General features: G+C 32.3%; 15 protein-coding genes. 13 read left to right on the top strand and 2 right to left on the bottom strand.

All coding sequences use genetic code 11. The annotated features are described in order from the left end of the window. The first annotated feature begins 322 nt into the window (after positions 1-322). From CC89_RS10660 to CC89_RS10600, 13 genes are all read left to right on the top strand, one after another. On the top strand, positions 323-1,414 hold the full coding sequence (locus CC89_RS10660) for a BMP family lipoprotein (RefSeq protein ID WP_035292011.1): 1,092 nt from the start codon (positions 323-325) through the stop codon (positions 1,412-1,414). 232 nt (positions 1,415-1,646) lie between these two features. After that, a complete protein-coding gene (locus CC89_RS10655) occupies positions 1,647-3,188 on the top strand; it encodes an ABC transporter ATP-binding protein (RefSeq protein ID WP_035292009.1) in 1,542 nt (513 codons plus the stop codon). Next, entirely contained in the window at positions 3,181-4,275 is a 1,095-nt protein-coding gene (locus CC89_RS10650; RefSeq protein WP_081897035.1) for an ABC transporter permease, read from the top strand. Before CC89_RS10655 ends, CC89_RS10650 begins: the two co-directional genes overlap by 8 nt. Further along, positions 4,268-5,197: an ABC transporter permease gene (locus tag CC89_RS10645; protein ID WP_035292004.1), complete on the top strand. Its 930-nt coding sequence runs from the start codon at positions 4,268-4,270 to the stop codon at positions 5,195-5,197. The genes CC89_RS10650 and CC89_RS10645 overlap by 8 nt, the downstream gene beginning before the upstream one ends. Positions 5,198-5,910: 713 nt before the next feature. After that, positions 5,911-7,287, top strand: coding sequence for an RNA polymerase factor sigma-54 (rpoN, locus tag CC89_RS10640; protein WP_035292003.1), 1,377 nt, complete (start codon positions 5,911-5,913; stop codon positions 7,285-7,287). A gap of 152 nt (positions 7,288-7,439) precedes the next feature. After that, positions 7,440-8,474 carry a sugar-binding transcriptional regulator gene (locus tag CC89_RS10635; RefSeq protein ID WP_035292002.1) on the top strand — a complete coding sequence of 345 codons (1,035 nt, stop codon included), beginning with the start codon at positions 7,440-7,442 and terminating at the stop codon, positions 8,472-8,474. 83 nt (positions 8,475-8,557) lie between these two features. Next, positions 8,558-9,565, top strand: coding sequence for a type I glyceraldehyde-3-phosphate dehydrogenase (gene gap, locus CC89_RS10630; RefSeq protein ID WP_035292000.1), 1,008 nt, complete (start codon positions 8,558-8,560; stop codon positions 9,563-9,565). A 331-nt stretch (positions 9,566-9,896) separates the two neighbouring features. Continuing rightward, positions 9,897-11,093, top strand: a complete 1,197-nt coding sequence (locus CC89_RS10625; protein WP_035291997.1) for a phosphoglycerate kinase — start codon at positions 9,897-9,899, stop codon at positions 11,091-11,093. Between the two features lie 270 nt (positions 11,094-11,363). Then, positions 11,364-12,110, top strand: coding sequence for a triose-phosphate isomerase (tpiA, locus tag CC89_RS10620; RefSeq protein WP_035291995.1), 747 nt, complete (start codon positions 11,364-11,366; stop codon positions 12,108-12,110). Positions 12,111-12,347: 237 nt separating this feature from the next. Then, positions 12,348-13,880, top strand: coding sequence for a 2,3-bisphosphoglycerate-independent phosphoglycerate mutase (gene gpmI, locus CC89_RS10615; protein WP_035291993.1), 1,533 nt, complete (start codon positions 12,348-12,350; stop codon positions 13,878-13,880). A gap of 429 nt (positions 13,881-14,309) precedes the next feature. Beyond that, entirely contained in the window at positions 14,310-15,611 is a 1,302-nt protein-coding gene (eno, locus tag CC89_RS10610; RefSeq protein WP_035291991.1) for a phosphopyruvate hydratase, read from the top strand. 299 nt (positions 15,612-15,910) lie between these two features. Continuing rightward, on the top strand, positions 15,911-16,141 hold the full coding sequence (secG, locus tag CC89_RS10605; protein ID WP_035291989.1) for a preprotein translocase subunit SecG: 231 nt from the start codon (positions 15,911-15,913) through the stop codon (positions 16,139-16,141). A 24-nt stretch (positions 16,142-16,165) separates the two neighbouring features. Further along, positions 16,166-18,196 (top strand): sodium-translocating pyrophosphatase, encoded by a 2,031-nt coding sequence (locus tag CC89_RS10600; RefSeq protein WP_035291987.1) that lies wholly within the window; start codon positions 16,166-16,168, stop codon positions 18,194-18,196. 200 nt (positions 18,197-18,396) lie between these two features. Here CC89_RS10600 and CC89_RS10595 read toward each other — a convergent pair whose 3' ends face one another. Next, positions 18,397-19,245 carry an ABC transporter permease gene (locus CC89_RS10595; RefSeq protein ID WP_035291984.1) on the bottom strand — a complete coding sequence of 283 codons (849 nt, stop codon included), beginning with the start codon at positions 19,243-19,245 and terminating at the stop codon, positions 18,397-18,399. Further along, positions 19,245-20,198 (bottom strand): ABC transporter permease, encoded by a 954-nt coding sequence (locus tag CC89_RS10590; RefSeq protein WP_035291980.1) that lies wholly within the window; start codon positions 20,196-20,198, stop codon positions 19,245-19,247. The genes CC89_RS10595 and CC89_RS10590 overlap by 1 nt, the downstream gene beginning before the upstream one ends. Positions 20,199-20,252: the final 54 nt, after the last annotated feature.

Below are 20,252 nucleotides of genomic sequence, written 5' to 3'. Positions count from 1 at the left end.
AACATGCGTTTTAATAAATAGGAACCAAAAATAAGTGAGATTTTTGGTTCTTATTTAATTTAAAATTGAATACAATTAAAAATATTAATCGTAAATATTTAATTATATTTATGATTAGTGCTAAATTTAAAAATATATTAATAAAATATTGAAAAGGTTTAATCTATAGGTTATAATACAAATAAAGTTTATAATAATTTATAAAAAAGGTGCCGGAAAATCATCTTTTTAGGTGGAGATATAGCACTTTTAATAATCTATTTCATAGATATTAAATGGAATGGAAACATATAAATTATAGTTAAAGGGAGGTAAAAACAAAATGAATAAAAAGAGAATAGTGGCAATGCTTGCTTCATTGGCAATGGTTGCGTCTTTATTTGTAGGGTGTGGTAAAGCCGAAAATGAAAACGCTACCAGTGGCGCAAAAGAAGGACAAAAGCAAGAACAAAAGGGTAAAGACATTAAGATAGGTCTTTCTACAGATGAAGGTGGATTAAACGATAAGTCCTTCAACCAATCAGCGGATAAGGGAATAAAAGATGCACAAAAAGCAACAGGTGTTCAATATTTCCCAATAGAATCAAAACAAAAAGAAGACTACGAGCAAAACTTACAAACATTATCATTAGATCAAAACTGTGATTTAACTTTTGCTATTGGATATCAAATGCAAGAAGCATTAGAAAAAATAGCTAAAGCAAATTCTGATAAGAAATATGCTATAGTAGATTCTGTTATAGAAGCACCAAACGTTAGATCATTGATGTTTAAAGAAGAAGAAGGTTCTTTCCTAGTTGGAGTAATTGCTGCTAAGACTACTAAAACAGGAAAAATAGGATATATAGGTGGAAAAGATGTTCCAAGTATAAATAAGTTTACAGCAGGATATATAGCAGGAGCAAGAGCCGTAAATCCTAATATTAAAGTAGTTGTTAAATATGCAGATTCTTTCTCAGACACAAACAAGGGTTATGAATTTGGTAAATCTTTATATAATGAAGGATGCGACGTAGTTTACCATGCAGCTGGTGGAGTTGGAATAGGATTATTCAAGGCTGCAGATGAAATTAAAAAAGCTGGAAAATCAGTATGGGCTATAGGTGTTGATCAAGACCAAGCTGTAACAGTTTCAGAATATAAAAATGTAATATTAACAAGTATGATAAAAAGAGTTGATATAGCTACTAAAGAATCTGTTGAATCTATTGTTAATGGAACATTTAAAGGTGAAACAAAAGTATATGGTTTAAAAGAAAATGGTGTTGGTGTAGCAGATACATCAAAAGCCAATGTACCAGCAGATGTTTTAGAATTAGTTGAAAAGTATAAGAAATCTATAGTAGATGGAAAAATAAAAGTTCCAGAAACTAAAGAAAAAGCAATGAAATTTACAACAGATGCAGTAAAATAGTAATTTAACTGAATAAAGCTAGATGTAATTACATCTAGCTTTTTATCCGATGACTACCTACCGGACTACTACCAATTTCTAATAAAGCTGGAGTTGACGGTGGCTGCGTCTTTTTATAAGTTATTCTAAGTTTCAGCGGGGATAAGGTATTTTTATTAAATAAATTCACATTGGAGTTAGGAATAACTTGACAAATATCTATAGCTATTTAAGGCAAATAGGAGGAAAAATAATGGAAAAAGTAGTAGAGATGAAAGGTATAACCAAGATATTTCCTGGTACTGTAGCTAATGACGATGTAGATTTTGAACTTATAAAGGGTGAAACACATGTACTTCTTGGTGAAAATGGTGCTGGAAAAACTACTTTAATGAATATACTATACGGCTTATATCAACCTGAAAAGGGAGAAATATACGTAAAGGGAAATAAGGTAAGTTTAACAAATCCTAATGATGCCATAAAATTAGGCATAGGTATGGTACATCAGCATTTTATGCTTGTGCATAATTTTACTGTTACTCAAAATATAGTCTTAGGTACAGAACCTAAAAAAGGATTATCTATAGATATAAAAAAGGCTAAAAAGGATGTTAAAGACATAGCTGACAAATATGGTTTTGCAATAGACCCAGATGCAGTAATAGAGGATATTTCTGTAGGACAACAGCAAAAGGTTGAAATACTTAAAGCTCTTTACAGAGGAGCGGAAATATTAATTCTAGATGAACCTACTGCAGTATTAACACCACAAGAAATTGATGAACTTGGAGTTATTATTAATAATTTAGAAAAGGAAGGTAAATCAGTAATTCTTATAACTCATAAATTAAAAGAAGTTATGAAAATGAGTGATAGAGTTACTATTATAAGAAGAGGAAAAGTTACAGGAATTGTTAATACCAAAGATACCAACATAGATGAACTTGCAGAATTAATGGTAGGAAGAAAAGTTCAATTAGTAGTAGATAAAAAAGAAGCACAATTAGGTGAAAAAATACTAGAAATACAAGATTTACACGTAAAAGACTCCAGAAATATAGAAGCAGTAAAAGGTATAGATTTAACTGTTCATAGCGGGGAAATAGTAGGGATAGCTGGAGTAGATGGAAATGGGCAGACAGAATTTATTGAGGCATTAACTGGACTTAGAAAACCAGAAAAAGGGAAAATAACCTTAAAGGGGAAAGATATATACGCTAAAAACCCAATGGATATTATAAATTCAGGATTAGGACACATACCTGAAGATAGACATAAAAGAGGACTTATACTAGATTATTCATTATATGAAAATTCCATTCTTGGAAGTCATCGCAGTGAGCCTTTCAGTAAAAAAGGAATTATGAATTATAGAAATATAAGAGAATATTGTAAAAAACTCATAAAAGAATTTGATGTAAGAACACCTAATGACGAAGTATCAGCATCATCATTATCTGGAGGTAACCAACAAAAGTTAATTGTAGCAAGAGAAATTTCTAAGGATCCAGAACTTTTAATAGCATCTCAGCCTACTAGAGGAGTAGATGTAGGAGCTATAGAATTTATTCATAAGAGACTTGTAGGAGAAAGGGATAATGGAAAAGCAGTTTTACTTGTTTCCTTGGAATTAGATGAAATTTTAGCTTTATCTGATAGAATAGCAGTTATGTATGATGGATATATAGTAGATGTACTAGATAGGAAAGAGGCAAATGAACAGAAACTAGGCATACTTATGGCAGGCGGAAACTTAAAAGATAAAGAGGAAGAGGTGTCAGACAGTGAATAATAAAGAGAAAACCTCCAATGCATTAACTAGAACGTTAAAAAGTTTGTTATTTCCATTTTTAGCTGTAATATTATCCATATTTGTTGCAGTTTTCTTTGTTATGTGGGCTAAGGGATATTCTATAACTCAATATTTCACGGCTCTAGGAACACTGTTTAAACTAATATGGAAAGGAAGCTTTGCAACTAAAAGAAATGCTTTAAATACTTTAGTTTTTGTAACACCATTAATATTTACAGGTGTAGCTAATGCCATAGCATTTAGATGCGGACTTTTTAATATAGGTGTTGAAGGACAGTTTATAGTGGGGATGGGAGCAGCAGCTTTAATAGGATTAATACCCGGATTAAGTCCTGTGATTCATATACCGCTAGTAATAATAATTGGTATTATAGCTGGAGGTATCTGGGGAGGAATACCAGGATATTTAAAAGCTAAATTTGGAACTAATGAAGTTATTAATACTATAATGATGAACTTTATAGGAATGTATATTGTAAATTGGATGATACTAAGAACTAGATTTGGGGTTAAGGCAACATCAAGTACACCAGTGGTACAAAGGAGTGCTCAACTTCTTAAATTTAGTAAAATAAGTAATGCTAATGTTAGTTTAATATTAGCTATAATTATTGCTATTTTTATTTACTGGTTATTATGGAAAACTACTGTAGGTTATGAAATAAGAGCAGTAGGAATAAACCCATATGGTTCAGAATATGGTGGAATAAATATATCAAAAAACATTATACTAGCAATGGTTTTATCTGGAGCTATAGCAGGAATGGGAGGAGCTACTCATGTAGCAGGAGTTATGCATCAAGTTCAAGATATGATGGCTTTTCCTAACTTTGGATTTGATGGTATAGCTGTGGCATTACTTGCTAAAAATAATCCAATAGGATGTATACCAGCGGCAGTACTATTTGGAGCATTGAATAGTAGTTCAAAAGTATTACAGTTAAACGGTATACCTAAGGAAATAGTTGCTTTAATACAAGCAGTAATTATTATATTTGTAGCTACAGATTATATAATTAAGTATTTTGAAGATAGAAAGAAGAAAGGAGCAATGATCAATGGATAATAATTTAATTATCTCACTTATAAATGCTACACTTAGAATGGCAGCTCCTTTAATTTTTGCAGGTCTTGGAGGGGTATTTTCTGAAAAATCAGGAGTAGTTAACATTGGTCTTGAAGGTATGATGATTATAGGAGCATTCTTTGCAGTGTTAGGTTCTTACCTTACTGGAAGTCCTATAATGGGTATATTTTTCGCCATGGTGGCAGGTGGATTTATAGCATTAATTCACGCGTTCTTGAGTATAACTTTAAGAGCGGACCAAGTTATATCAGGAACGGCTATTAACTTGTTTTCATCAGCTCTTGCCAGCTTTTTAATAATGAAAGTATTCCATAAGGGTGGTCAAACAGATATAGTTAATGGACTAGGATATTCAATTCCAAAATCTATTGAAAAAATACCAGTTCTAGGGCAATTTCTAGCTGGACTTAACTGGTTTGTTATAATAGCTGTAGTACTTGTTTTTGTAGCTAGCTATGTATTATATAAGACACCTATAGGGCTTAGAATAAGAGCTGTAGGTGAGCATCCAGCAGCAGCAGATACTTTGGGAATAAATGTATATAAAACAAGATACCTATGTGTTATATTATCAGGAGTTTTAGCAGGTCTTGGTGGAGCAGCACTTTCTATAGGTATAACTCCAGTTTATAGAGAAGGTATGGTAGCTGGACGTGGATTTATAGCTTTAGCAGCAGTTATTTTTGGTAACTGGACACCTAAGGGGACTATGTTAGCCAGCTTGTTATTTGCATTTGGTACTGCATTCCAAATGGTAGCACAAAGTTTTAGTTGGAATTTACCAACAGAGTTCTATTCAATATTACCTTATTTACTAACTATGCTTGCGCTAGCAGGTTTTGTAGGAAAAACTACAGCACCAGCAGCAGATGGAAAAGCTTATATAAAGGGAGAAAGATAGACAATATCTTAAGATAATATGTGCAAGTAATCCTTTAGTACAGTATAATGAGAATTAAATAAAAGCCCTAGCATAAATGGTATAATATAAGCTAGGGCTTTTTAATTATAAACTACAAACTCACTTTTTTATATGAAGTACAAGTACTATATTAAATTAATAACGTAAATGTATATATAGTTTTTAATTGAAAATTTAGAATGTAAAATTAAAAATAAAGTTCAAATTCTTAGAGAATTTCTTAAATTCATATTTAAAAAAACCTAAAGAAGTTTTATCTTTAATTTTTGATTTTTGATTCGTAAATGAGAAAGTTGAGTTATAAATTAAGCATCTAGAGCTATATTTGTTTAGTGACTAAGTAACTATATACTAGTTATATAATTGGATTTTATGTGCCAGTAGAAGTGGTTAGGGATTAGTGAGTAAAGAATGGTTATTAAGAATTATAAGATTTAATATTAACAATTTACAAAAATAACCCTAAATATATCAGTGGAATTTAATTAATACATAATGATATAATAAATTATAATACTATAAATGAGAAGGAGTATAATATAATTTTATAAACATAGTGCATAAATAAAGTTTTTATTAAGGGCTAGAAAACAAGAATTTGTAAGAAAAGTTTTTTCTGAACAGATTGTGCAAATATATATAGTTAATTTTTGTTTATAGTTATAATAGTAAAAAGACTGTGTGGTGAAAAAATGAAACTAGATTTTAATTTAAAGTTAACGCAAGAACAAAAGTTAGTAATGACACAGCAGATGCAGTTATCTATAAAGATGCTTCAAATGTCGGGATTTGAATTACAACAATATATAGGAAAGGAACTCCAAGAAAATCCTGTGCTAGATGCAACTTATAATGAGGAAAATTCTATAGAAAATAATAGGGATAAAGTAGACTATAAAAAATTTATAGAATATTTGGAATTTGACAATTATAGTAGTAAAAATTACGTAAATAATGATGAGGAAGAAGTATCACCTTTTAATTTCATATCCAATGAAAAATCTTTAAAGGATTTTTTGGAAGAACAGATATTAGAATTACAGGAACAAGAGTATATAAAAGAAATATGTAGATATATAATGGAGAATTTAGATAACAGGGGATATTTAGATAACACAGTAGAAAACATGGCAAAGGAGATTGATGCCAAAGAAGAACATATAGAATATGCACTTAAGATTATTCAGTCGTTGGAACCAGATGGAATAGGATGTAGGGATTTAAAGGAATGTCTTAAAATACAATTAATAAAAAAAGACATAGAGGATAAAAAGATATTTTTGCTTATTGATAATTATTTAGAACTATTAGCTGATAATAAAATAGCTGACATATCTAAAAAACTCTCTGTTTCTGTGGAGGAGGCTCAAAGGTATGCAGATTTAATTAAAACATTAGAACCTAAACCCTCTAGGGGTTTTTATACTGGAGAAAGTGTAAAGTACATTGCACCGGATGCCTATATAAAGAAAATAAATGGTGATTATCATATTATAATGAATGACAGTGTTCTTCCTAAATTAAATATAAACCCTATATATAGAAGTATAATTTTAAATGGTGAGAAAAAAGATGATACTGTGGAATATGTAAAGGATAAAATAAATAGTGCTATGTTTTTAATAAAGAGTATAGAACAAAGAAAAAGCACTATATATAGAGTTTTAGAAGAAATACTTAAACTTCAAAGAGAATTTTTTGATTATGGAAAAGAACATTTGAAGCCTATGACTCTAAAGGAAATAGCTAATGCAATTGAAGTGCACGAATCCACTGTCAGTAGAGCTATAAGAGATAAATATATATATACTAATCAAGGAACCATAAAAATAAAAGATTTATTTACTACAGCAATTTCATCCAGTTACTTAGGGGAAGACATATCTGTAATAAAAATAAAAAATAAAATAGAGGAATATGTAGATAAGGAAAATAAGAAAAAACCGCTATCAGACCAGAAAATATGCGAGATGTTAGTAGAAGAAGGCATGAATATTTCAAGAAGAACTGTGGCAAAATATAGAGAAGAATTAGGAATAAAGTCTTCTAGTAAAAGAAAAAGATTTTAAAATATAGGGATTTTCCCTATATTTTAAAATGTTAACATTTTGTTCACATTTTTTTTAAAAATATTGTTTAAAAATGTCTTCTTATATTTTATAATAGTATTGGGACATAAATTTAATATATGGGACTTAAAGTGACCAAAGAGGTGTTAAATTTGCATGATTTAATAAAGTTAGAACAAAAAATCGTTCCAGAGCTGCTGGAGGTTATAGAAAAAAGATATAACATATTAAGAAATATACAATACAATCAGCCTATAGGGAGAAGAATACTAGCAAATAATTTAGGTATTGGAGAGAGAATTGTACGTACAGAAGTAAATTTTTTAAAGAGTCAAGATTTAATAGATATAAATACACCAGGAATGACTGTAACAGAAGAAGGCATGGAACTATTAGAAAAACTAAAGGACTTTATGTATGACATAAAAGGTTTGGATGACATAGAAGATTATCTAAAGAAAAGTTTGAATCTACAGGATGTTTTAATAGTGCCAGGAGACCTAGAAGATGAACCAATAATAATAAATGAACTGGGAAAGACAGCAGCTAAATATGTAAAGGACAAACTGAAAGAAGATTTCATTATATCTTTAACTGGTGGAAGTACAGTTAAAGCTGTGATAGATAATATACCTAAGATGAGTAAATTTAAGAACATAACAGTTTTACCAGCCAGAGGAGGTATGGGTAGAAATTTAGAAACTCAGTCAAATACACTTGCAGCAAAATTAGCAGAAAAGATTGGGGGAAACTACAAACTTCTACATGTACCGGATGACTTAAGTGACCATGCATTAGAGACTATGTTAAATGAAAAGAACATAAAGGAAATAGTAGATAAGATTTATAAAACTAATATATTGATATTTGGAATCGGCAAAGCTGATGAAATGGCAGTTAAAAGAGGCATGTCGGAAAAAGAAGTGAATGAACTTAAGGAAAAAGGTGCCGTTGGTGAAGCATTTGGATATTATTTTAGTGGCAAAGGGGAAATTGTCCGCTTTACTCCTACCATAGGCATAAGAAGAGAACAACTGGAAAATATAAATCTCAGCATAGCAGTAGCAGGAGGTAAGAGCAAAGCAAGAGCAATATTATCTGCAGAGTTAAACTTAAATGCTAAAGTTCTTATAATTGATGAGGGAGCAGCTAGGGAGATTATGAAAATACTACAAGAAAATAATTAAAATTAATTTAGTTTACAATGAATTTTATATAAAGAAAAACAAAAAATAAAAAAAGATATATAAAAATCAGGAGGTAATCTGAAATGAAAAAAGTTGCAATTAATGGTTTTGGAAGAATAGGAAGAAATGTATTTAAGGCATTAGTTAAGAATTATTCAAACGAATTAGAAGTTATAGCTATCAATGACTTAACTGATCCAGCTACACTTGCACACTTACTAAAGTATGATGCATTATACGGAAAATTTAACGGAACAGTAGAAGCTAAGGAAGGTGCAATAGTTGTTAACGGAAAAGAAATAAAAATATATGCAGAAAGAGATCCTAAAAACCTTCCTTGGGGAGAAATAGGAGCAGAAATAGTTATAGAGTCTACTGGATTATTTACAAGCAAGGAAAAAGCTGCTCTTCACTTAGAAGCAGGTGCAAAAAAAGTTCTTATATCAGCTCCAGCTAAAGATGAAGATATAACAATAGTTATGGGAGTTAACGAAGAAGAATATGATGCAAAAAATCATAATATAATTTCAAATGCTTCATGTACAACAAACTGTTTAGCACCATTTGCTAAAGTTCTTGACAAAGAATTTGGAATAGTTGAAGGATTAATGACAACAGTTCACTCTTACACAAATGACCAAAAAATATTAGACGCTCCGCATAAAGATTTAAGAAGAGCAAGAGCTGCGGCAGAAGCTATGATACCAACAACTACAGGAGCTGCAAAAGCAGTTGCTAAAGTTCTTCCACAATTAAAAGGTAAATTAAATGGAATGGCTGTAAGAGTTCCAACTCCAACAGTTTCAATGGTAGACTTAGTTGTTACATTAAATAAAGCTGCTTCAGTAGAAGAAATAAACAATGCATTTAAAAAAGCTTCAGAAACCGAATTAAAAGGAATATTAGGATATAGTGAAGAACCACTAGTTTCTATAGATTATAGAGGAGATGAAAGATCTTCAATAGTTGATGGATTATCAACAATGGTTATGGGTGACAAAATGGTTAAAATAATTTCTTGGTATGACAACGAATATGGCTATTCAAACAGATTAGCTGACTTAACTAAATATGTTGCTGATAGACTTTAAAAATTAAGAATTTAGAATTAATAATTAAGAGTGAAAGGTTTTGCGTACTGAGGTCTGTATAACTTTTCACTCTTAACTTTAAAAGGAAAAAAATATATTCCCTAATTTTTGCTTGATTTTTTTCAATTAAAGACTTAAACTGACCATGGGTAAAAGGAATAGTATATCATAATACATAAAAGAGATACATTAATACTGTAAAAGGTAAAATAATATACGCTTTTTAAAAATAAAATGCGTATTTATATTAACACATTTATGTAAAAGTGGTAAAATGGTATGAGAATATTAAAATATTTTTTAATTCATCCATGTGAAAGGAGAGAAAAATATGCAATTTAATAAAAAGACAGTAGAGGATATAGAAGTAAAGGGTAGAAGAGTATTAGTAAGATGCGATTTTAACGTTCCTTTAAAGGAAGGCGTTATTACTGATGAAAACAGATTAGTTGGTGCCATGCCTACTATCAAATATTTAATTGAAAAAGGTGCTAAAGTAATACTTTGCTCACATCTTGGAAAACCAAAGGGAGAGCCAAAACCAGAACTTTCATTAGCTCCTGTAGCTAAAAGACTTTCAGAAATGCTAGGAAAAGAAGTAGTTTTTGCTAGAGATGAAAATGTAGTTGGTGAAAATGCTAAAAAAGCAGTAGCGGAAATGAAGGATGGCGATGTAGTATTATTAGAAAACACAAGATATAGAAAAGAAGAAACTAAGAACGTGGACACTTTCTCAAAGGAATTAGCTTCATTAGGGGAGATATTTGTAAATGATGCTTTTGGAACTGCTCATAGAGCTCACTGTTCTACAGTAGGAGTGACAGAATTTTTAGACACAGCTGTTTGTGGGTATTTAATACAAAAGGAATTAAAATTTCTAGGAAATGCAGTAGAACATCCTGAAAGACCATTTGTGGCTATTTTAGGAGGATCAAAGGTTTCAGATAAATTAGGAGTTATAGATAATCTATTAGAGAAAGTAGATACTTTAATAATAGGTGGAGGAATGGCGTACACATTCTTAAAGGCTTTAGGTCATGAAATAGGAAAATCACTTCTAGAAGAAGATAAGATAGAATATGCAAAAAATATGATAGAAAAAGCAAAAAATAAAGGAATAAAATTATTACTTCCAGTGGATGGAGTTTGTGCAAAAGAATTTGCTGAGAATGCAGAGCCAATAGTTTCAGAAGGAAGAGATGTACCGGCAGATTGTCTAGGATTGGACATAGGACCAAAATCATCTGAATTATTTGCTGAAGCTATAAAGGAAGCAAAAACTGTAGTTTGGAACGGACCAATGGGAGTTTTTGAGTTCCCTAATTTTGCAAAAGGAACATTAGCAGTAGCAAAAGCTATGGCAGACAGTAATGCCACAACTATTATAGGTGGTGGAGACAGTGCAGCAGCTGTTAATGGATTAGGATATGGAGATAAGATGACTCACATTTCAACTGGTGGTGGAGCATCACTTGAATTCCTAGAAGGAAAAGAACTTCCAGGAATAGCAGCACTTAATGATAAATAGTCAAGAGAAACAGAGAACAGTGTGTTAGTGTGCCAGTGGACTAGATATTAGTTTGCTAGTGTGCTAGAGTGCTAGGGAAGGAGGATTTTCCTTCGCGATGCTACGGAAAATCTTTGATTATAGTTTAGTTGGCGGGAAAAGCGGGGCTTTTCCACCAACTAGCCAACAAAACATGGGGAATTATGGGACTTGGAGACTAGAGCAAAAAGCTAGGAGAAGAAACCTAGCCCTCTAGCCCACTGACACACTAAATAAGGGAGGGTGTTTAAAATGAGAAAGGCAATTATTGCAGGAAATTGGAAGATGAATAAAACAGTTAAAGAAGCTGTTGCATTTATAGATGAGTTAAAACCATTAGTAAAGGACGCAAAATGTGACGTAGTTGTTTGTCCAACATTTGTATGCTTAGATGCAGTTTTAAAAGCTGTAGAAGGAAGTAATATAAAAGTTGGAGCTCAAAACATGTATTTTGAAGAAAGTGGAGCATTTACAGGTGAAGTGGCTCCTTCTATGCTTAAGGACATGGGAGTACATTATGTTATAATTGGACATAGTGAAAGAAGACAATACTTTAATGAAACTGATGAAACAGTAAATAAGAAGCTAAAAAAAGCTTTTGAACGTAATATAGCACCTATACTATGCGTAGGTGAAAGTCTTCAGGAAAGAGAAGCCAACATAACGGAAGAGGTACTTGCAAGACAAGTTAAATTAGATCTTCAAGGATTAACTGCTGATGAGGTAGCTAATTTAGTAATAGCTTATGAGCCTATTTGGGCTATAGGTACAGGAAAAACTGCCACATCAGAGCAAGCTAATGAAACTATAGGATTTATTAGAAAAACTGTAGAAAAAATATATAACAAAGAAACAGCAGAAAAAGTTAGAATACAATATGGTGGCTCTGTTAAACCAAATACGATAAAAGAACAAATGGGTATGTCAGATATAGATGGCGCTCTAGTTGGAGGAGCAAGTCTTAAAGCTGATGATTTTTCTAAAATAGTAAACTTTTAATCAGCAAAGGGAACAGATGTTAGTGTGCTAGTTTGCCAGTGTGCTAGAGGAGGAGGATTTTCCTTCGCGATGCTACGGAAAATCTTTAATTATAGTTTAGTTTGGCAGGAAAAGCGGGGCTTTTCCGCCAACTAGCCAACAAAACATGGGGAACTACGGGACTTAGAGACTAGAGCAAAAGCTAGAAAAAAACCTAGCCCTCTAGTCCCCTAGCCTCTAAAGAAAAGGGGTGTTCAAATGAAAAAAAAGCCAGTTATGTTGATGATATTGGATGGATACGGGATTTCAGATAAAGAAGACGGCAATGCAGTAAAAGCAGCTAATAAGCCAAACTATGATGCACTATACAATAATTATCCTCACACCCAATTAAATGCTAGTGGTGTAAGCGTTGGACTTCCAGAGGGGCAAATGGGTAACTCAGAAGTTGGACACTTAAACATAGGAGCAGGTAGAATAGTATATCAAGAGCTTACTAGAATAACTAAAGAAAGCAAAGAAGGAAAGTTTGAACAAAATGAAGCTTTCTTATGGGCTATGGATAATGTAAAAGAAAAAGATAGTTCATTACATTTAATGGGATTATTATCTGATGGAGGAGTTCACTCTCACATAGAACATTTAAAAGGATTATTGAACCTTGCGAAGAATAAAGGATTAAATAAGATTTATATTCATGGATTTTTAGATGGACGTGATGTTCCGCCATCCTCTGCAAAGGGCTACATAGAAGAAATTCAGGAATATTGTAATAAAATTGGTCTTGGAAAATTAGCTACTATAGCTGGAAGATATTATGCTATGGATAGAGATAATAGATGGGAAAGAGTAGAACTTGCGTATAATGCTTTGGTTTTAGGTAAAGGTGAAGAAGCCAATAGTGCAGTGGAGGCAATAGAAAAATCTTATAATGATAATAAAACTGATGAATTTGTTCTTCCTACAATAATATTAGAGGAGGGAAAACCTACAGCTACTATTAAAAATGGCGATTCAATTATATTCTTTAACTTCAGACCAGATAGAGCTAGGGAATTGACAAGAGCAATAAATGACAAAGTGTTTGATGGTTTTAAAAGAGAAGCATTAGATTTACACTTTGTTTGTATGACTCAATATGATAAAACTATAGAAAATGTAAAGATTGCATATAAACCACAAACCTTGGAGAATACTCTTGGAGAATATGTAAGTAGTTTAGGCAAAAATCAGTTAAGAATAGCTGAAACAGAGAAATATGCTCATGTAACTTTTTTCTTCAATGGAGGAGTTGAAGCACCTAACAAAGGTGAGGATAGGGCACTTATACCTTCACCAAAGGTTGCAACTTATGACTTAAAGCCAGAAATGAGTGCTTATGAAGTTACAGAAGAACTATTAAAGAGATTAGATGAGGATAAATATGAACTTATAATATTAAACTATGCAAACCCAGATATGGTGGGGCATACAGGCGTTTTTGAGGCCGCCAAGAAGGCTATAGAAGCAGTGGATGAATGTCTTGGTAAAGTAGTAAATAAAGTTTTGGATAAGGATGGAACAGTATTTATAACAGCAGACCATGGAAATTCAGAGCAAATGATAGACTATTCCACAGGAAAGCCTATGACAGCACATACTACAGGACCTGTACCATTTCTATATGTATCTAATAATTCCACCAGTAAGGCTTTAAGAGATGGCGGAAAATTGGCAGATATAGCCCCAACTATCCTTAAGGAAATGGGAATTTCAAAACCAGAAGAGATGACAGGAGAAGCGCTTATTTAGTGTGCTAGTGGGCTGTATTTAGAGTGCTAGTGTGCCAGTGGGCTAGAGAAGGAGGATTTTTTAGCTACGCTAAAAAAATCTACAAATTTAAATAAAAACTAGAGCCTTATTATTACCTAAACTTTAAAAATGGTGATTGGTGACTAGAGATAAGATTAAGTACGAGCACTACATATAAATTAAGTACTAATAATAAATAAGAACTAGGTGAATAATAAGTAAGTAAATAATAAGTCAGTAAAAAAATTTATATATAATAATAATTAATATTGTGGTAATTAATAAATTATTATTTCAACTTTCGTAGTCGTAAAAAAAGAATCTAAAATTAAAAATGTTTATTCATCTAATGTAGAGTTTGAAATTTATGTGTGAAAGTTGAGTTATTCACTATTAATTATTAATTAAAAAAAGCGGAGGGATAATTAAATGAAAAATTATATTGAAATCATTGATGTTTATGCAAGACAAATATTGGATTCAAGATCAAACCCAACAGTAGAAGTAGAAGTTACATTAGAAGATGGTGTAGTAGGAAGAGCAGCAGTTCCATCAGGAGCATCAACAGGTATATTTGAAGCAGTAGAATTAAGAGACGGTGATAAAGAAGTTTACCTTGGAAAAGGTGTTTTAAAAGCAGTTGAAAATGTAAATACATTAATAGCTGATGAATTAGTTGGAATGAATGTTATAGATCAAGTATCTATAGATAAAGCTATGATAGAACTTGATGGAACACCTAACAAGGGAAAACTAGGAGCAAATGCAATGCTTGGAGTTTCATTAGCTTGTGCTAGAGCAGCAGCTGAATCTTTAGGATTAAGCTTATATCAATATATCGGAGGAGTTAACGGTAAAGTTTTACCAGTTCCAATGATGAACATAATCAACGGTGGATCTCACGCTGACAACAATGTGGATTTACAAGAATTTATGATAATGCCTGTAGGAGCTGAAAGTTTTTCACAAGCGTTAAGAATGTGCTCAGAAACATTCCATGCATTAAAATCAATATTAAATAAAAAAGGATTAGCAACTGGTGTTGGTGATGAAGGTGGATTTGCTCCAAATCTAAGTAGTAATGAAGAAGCTATAGAAGTTATAATAGAAGCTATAAAAGCAGCAGGATACGAGCCAGGAAAGGATTTATTCATAGCTTTAGACCCAGCATCATCTGAGTTCTTTAATACAGAATCAAATATGTATGAATTAAAAGGTGAGGGCAAGACATTAACTCCAGCTGAAATGGTTGAATTCTATGCTAACTTAGTAGAAAAATATCCAATAATCTCTATAGAAGATGGTATGGCTGAAGAAGATTGGGATGGTTGGAAACTTATGACTGAAAAGCTTGGTAATAAAATTCAGTTAGTTGGAGATGACCTATTTGTTACAAATACTGAAAGATTAAAAATGGGTATTGAAAGAAAGACAGCTAACTCAATACTTATAAAGCTTAATCAAATAGGAACATTGACAGAAACATTAAATGCTATAGAAATGGCTGAAAGAGCTGGATATACAGCAGTTGTATCTCATAGATCAGGAGAAACTGAAGATACTACTATAGCTGACCTAGTTGTAGCTGTTAATGCAGGACAAATTAAAACAGGAGCTCCTTCAAGAAGTGAAAGAGTTGCTAAATACAATCAATTATTAAGAATAGAAGAAGAATTATGTGAAATGGGAGAATATAGAGGAATAAAAGCATTCTACAATATAAATAGATAATTACAGATTATAAAAAATCTGTTTATCTACAGGCATAGTTGCCATAATTCCCAATTCTATTGTAAATGGAAATCTTACGATATATATTTATTTTCATAGATGGTGAGAATAGTATAATAGGTACCCATGAAATAAAATAAAACGGCAATAAATATTGAATAAATATTGTATTTTGTGATATAATTGTAAAATAAATAAGAGAATAAAGGGGCACATAAGGTACCCCTTTATTGTTATTGTAATTTTATGTGGGGTGTGCTAAAATAGTCATGTGTTTTATCACACGGGGAGGTGAAGCTATGCAAAAACTATTAGTTGCCATGCAAATAATTTTTTCAATTGCAATTATAGTATCAGTAATGATGCAACCAAGTAAAGCAGATGGTTTTAACAATTTTGCAGCACCAAGTCAAGATACTTTCTATGCAAAACACAATATAAGAACATCAGAGAAAGTTTTAGCTAGAATTACAGTAATATCAAGTATATTATTTGCTATTGTTACAATAGCGATAAATATAATAAAATAAAATTTAATATAGGAGGAATAAGAATTGAATACTAATATTTATGCAGCTATTGCAGGTATTTTAGCACTAGTATTTGCTTTTATTCTAAGCGCCGCTATATCTAAAGAAGAAGCTGGTACTGATAGAATGAAGGAAATCGCAGGTTACATACATGAAGGTGCTATGGCTTTCTTAGGAAGAGAGTATAAGTCATTATCAATATTTATAGTAATAGTATTTGTACTTATAGCAGTTGCTATTGGTTGGCAAACAGCAGTATGTTTCGTAGTAGGAGCTATATTCTCAATATTAGCAGGTTACTTTGGAATGAGAGTTGCTACTAAAGCAAACGTAAGAACTGCTAATGCAGCGAGACATGGACAATCAAAAGCTCTTGAAATTGCATTCTCTGGCGGAGCAGTTATGGGAATGTCAGTTGTTGGTCTTGGAATAATAGGACTAAGCGTGTTATACATGATATTTGGTGGAAACACTGAATTCTTAACAGGTTTTGGACTAGGAGCCAGCTCAATAGCTTTATTTGCACGTGTTGGTGGTGGAATATACACTAAAGCAGCAGACGTTGGAGCAGACTTAGTTGGTAAAGTAGAAGCAGGAATACCAGAAGATGACCCAAGAAACCCAGCAGTTATAGCAGATAACGTTGGAGATAACGTTGGTGACGTTGCAGGTATGGGAGCGGACTTATTTGAATCTTATGTTGGTTCTATAATTTCAGCTTTAACTCTTGGAGCATTATTTACTGGAAGTGTTAACCTTGAAAAAGGAGCTATATTGTTCCCAATGTTATTATCAGCAATAGGAATTATAGCCTCAATCGTAGGTGTTTTAATAGCTAGAAAGAGTAAATCTTCAAACCCACAAAAGGCTTTAAATACAGGAACAACTATAAGTGGTGTTCTAGTTATAATTGTAGCCTTTATATTAAGTAACTATGTATTTGGAAACCTAAAAGCTTTTGCTGCTATAACAGCAGGATTAGTTGTAGGTATGTTAATAGGTAAAATAACAGAAATGTATACTTCTGATGAATATAAATCTGTTAAAAAGATTGGTATGCAATCAGAAACAGGTGCAGCTACAACAATAATATCTGGATTAGCAGTCGGAATGTACTCTACTGTATTACCAATAATCCTTATAGGTGTTGGAGTTTTAGTTTCATTCTTTATAATGGATGGAGCAACTACTGTAGCTCATGGATTATACGGTATATCTTTAGCAGCTGTAGGTATGCTTTCAACTACAGGTATAACTGTTGCAGTTGACGCATATGGTCCAATAGCAGACAATGCTGGTGGTATAGCTGAAATGTCAGGACTTCCTCACGAAGTAAGAGAAATAACTGACAAACTAGACTCAGTTGGTAACACAACTGCAGCTATAGGTAAGGGATTTGCAATAGGTTCAGCAGCTCTTACAGCTCTTGGATTATTTGCATCTTATGCGCAAGCAGTTAAATTAGAAACTATAGATTTATTAAATCCAGTAACACTTACAGGATTATTAATAGGAGCGATGCTTCCATTCTTATTTGGTGCTTTAACAATGGAATCAGTTGGTAAAGCAGCTAACCAAATGATAGAAGAAGTTAGAAGACAATTTAAAACAATTCCAGGAATCATGGAAGGTAAAGGAAAACCTGATTATAAGAGCTGTGTTGATATATCAACAGGAGCAGCATTAAAAGAAATGTTATTACCAGGAATACTTGCTATAGTAGTTCCTCTATTAATAGGTTTATTATTAGGACCAGAAGCTCTAGGCGGATTAATAGGTGGAGCTGTTGCAACAGGAGTTCTTATGGCTATATTCATGGCTAACTCTGGTGGAGCATGGGATAATGCTAAGAAATACATTGAAGGTGGAGCACATGGTGGAAAAGGCAGCAATGCTCATAAAGCAGCAGTTGTTGGAGACACTGTAGGTGACCCATTCAAGGATACATCAGGCCCTGCTATGAACATATTAATAAAACTTATGACAATAGTTGCACTAGTATTTGCACCAGTAATGGTTCAATATGGTGGAATATTATTAAATCTTTTTAAATAGAAATAGAAAAAGCGCACTGTGCAGTGCGCTTTTTTTATTTCTATTATGCTAGCAAATGGCACCTACTTGTAGGGAAAAGTTCATCTTAGACTTATAACAGTGCTTATTAGCCTAAGAGGGCAGTACGCTGAGAAAGTGATGAAAGATAAGGGTAAAAAATTTTCTGAATTTTAGCACTTAGGAATAGCTTTTACGAGTTATTAAATTTGTTCGTTGATTTTTGGGTCTAGAGCAATCCTAATGGTATCACCTAGTACATTAAAGCTGAGTACTGTAAGTAAAATAAACAGTCCAGGACATATAGCCATATGAGGTTTATCTGTTATGTAGCTTTGTGCATTTTGCAGCATACTCCCCCAAGAAGCCATGGGCTGCTGGACACCAAGTCCCAAGAAACTTAAAGAGGATTCTGTAAGTATGGCTCCTGCTATATTCAAGGTAGACATGACTATAACAGAGGAAATAACATCTGGTATAATGTGTTTAAAAATTATGTGAAGATTATTTGCCCCCAAGGATTTAGAACATAAAACATATTCTCTTTGTTTATAAGATAAAGTTTCGGAACGTACTACTCTAGCAACACCCATCCAACCAAATAGACCAATTATAGCTATTATATTGTTTATGCTTGGTTCTAGATAGGCATTAGCTATTAATATAAGAAAAAAAGTTGGTATACACATGAGTATGTCTATAATTCTCATAATAAAACTATCAACTATACCGCCTAAATAGCCACTTATAACACCTATTATAGTTCCAAGGGAAATGGATACTAGCATTGATAAGAAGCCAACCTTAAGTGATATTCTACCACCATAAAGTGCTCTTGTGAAATAATCTCTTCCTAGTTCATCAGTACCAAATATATGTTGAATACTGGGAGATGCCAATTTATTTGAAACGTTTATCTTATTTGGATCATAAGGAGATAAAAAGGCAAGTAGAGAGCTTAATATAATTATTGATAATATAATGGAAGAAATTAAAGCTAATTTGTTCTTTTTAAAATGTATTTTTAAATTTATAAACAATCTATTTTTCATTATTTATCCACCACCCTAATTCTTGGATCAACAATTCCGTACAAAATATCTGAAATTAAGTTTCCTAAAATAAGCAGTGAAGAAGATATAAGTGTCATAGCCATAATTACAGGATAATCTCTATTAAATATGGCTTCTACGCCAAATCTCCCCATGCCTGGCCAACCAAATATAGTTTCTGTAATGAAAGCTCCTGAAACAAGCTCTGGAAGACTCATGCCTAGTATAGTTATTAAAGGGAGAATGGAGTTTTTTAAAACATGTTTATATAGTACAGCTTTAGTAGAAAGACCTTTGCTCAAAGCAGTTACTATATAATCTTCTTTTAGTTGTGATAAGGCACTAGAACGTATATATCTTGTAAGTACAGCTATATTTGGAAAACATAGCACAGCGCAAGGCATTATGCTGTGTTTTATTAAATCTAGGGGAGAATTTACCCCTATACTTCTCATACCTGAAGAAGGTAGTAGCTTTAGTTTACTAGAGAAAAGTATAATAATAAGCATAGCAAACCAAAAACTAGGGATGGATATACCTATATAAGAAATACCTGTAATAATATTATCAGTTTTGGAGTTTTTCTTAAGTGCCGAAATCATACCTAATGGAATAGATATAATCACAGACATAAGCATGGTTACTCCCATAAGCCCTAAAGTAGTCGGAAGACGAACCCCCATTTCTTTTAGCACAGGTTCATGCGTTATATAGGAGTATCCGAAGTTACCCTTAGTACAGTTTTTTAACCATTTTGTGTATCTTATAGGTACAGGATCGTTTAATCCTAGTTCTTCCTTTATTTTAGCCACTTGTTTAGCATTCATTTTAGGGGTTATAAAGGCATGAGCAGGATTTCCGGGAGCAAAGTTCATAAGAGCAAAAGAAATTATAGATATAACAAATAACATTGGTAGAGCCTGTAGAATTCTTTTAAATATGTATTTTTTCATAAAACACCAACCTTTAATGCACATCTGAGAAGTGCAAGTTTTTAAATAATTTTT

The sequence above is a fragment of the Clostridium sp. KNHs214 genome, from assembly GCF_000744935.1.
Classification (GTDB): domain Bacteria; phylum Bacillota; class Clostridia; order Clostridiales; family Clostridiaceae; genus Haloimpatiens.
The sequence above is the reverse complement of the archived record's forward strand: the minus strand, read 5'-3'. Positions and strand labels throughout refer to the sequence as shown.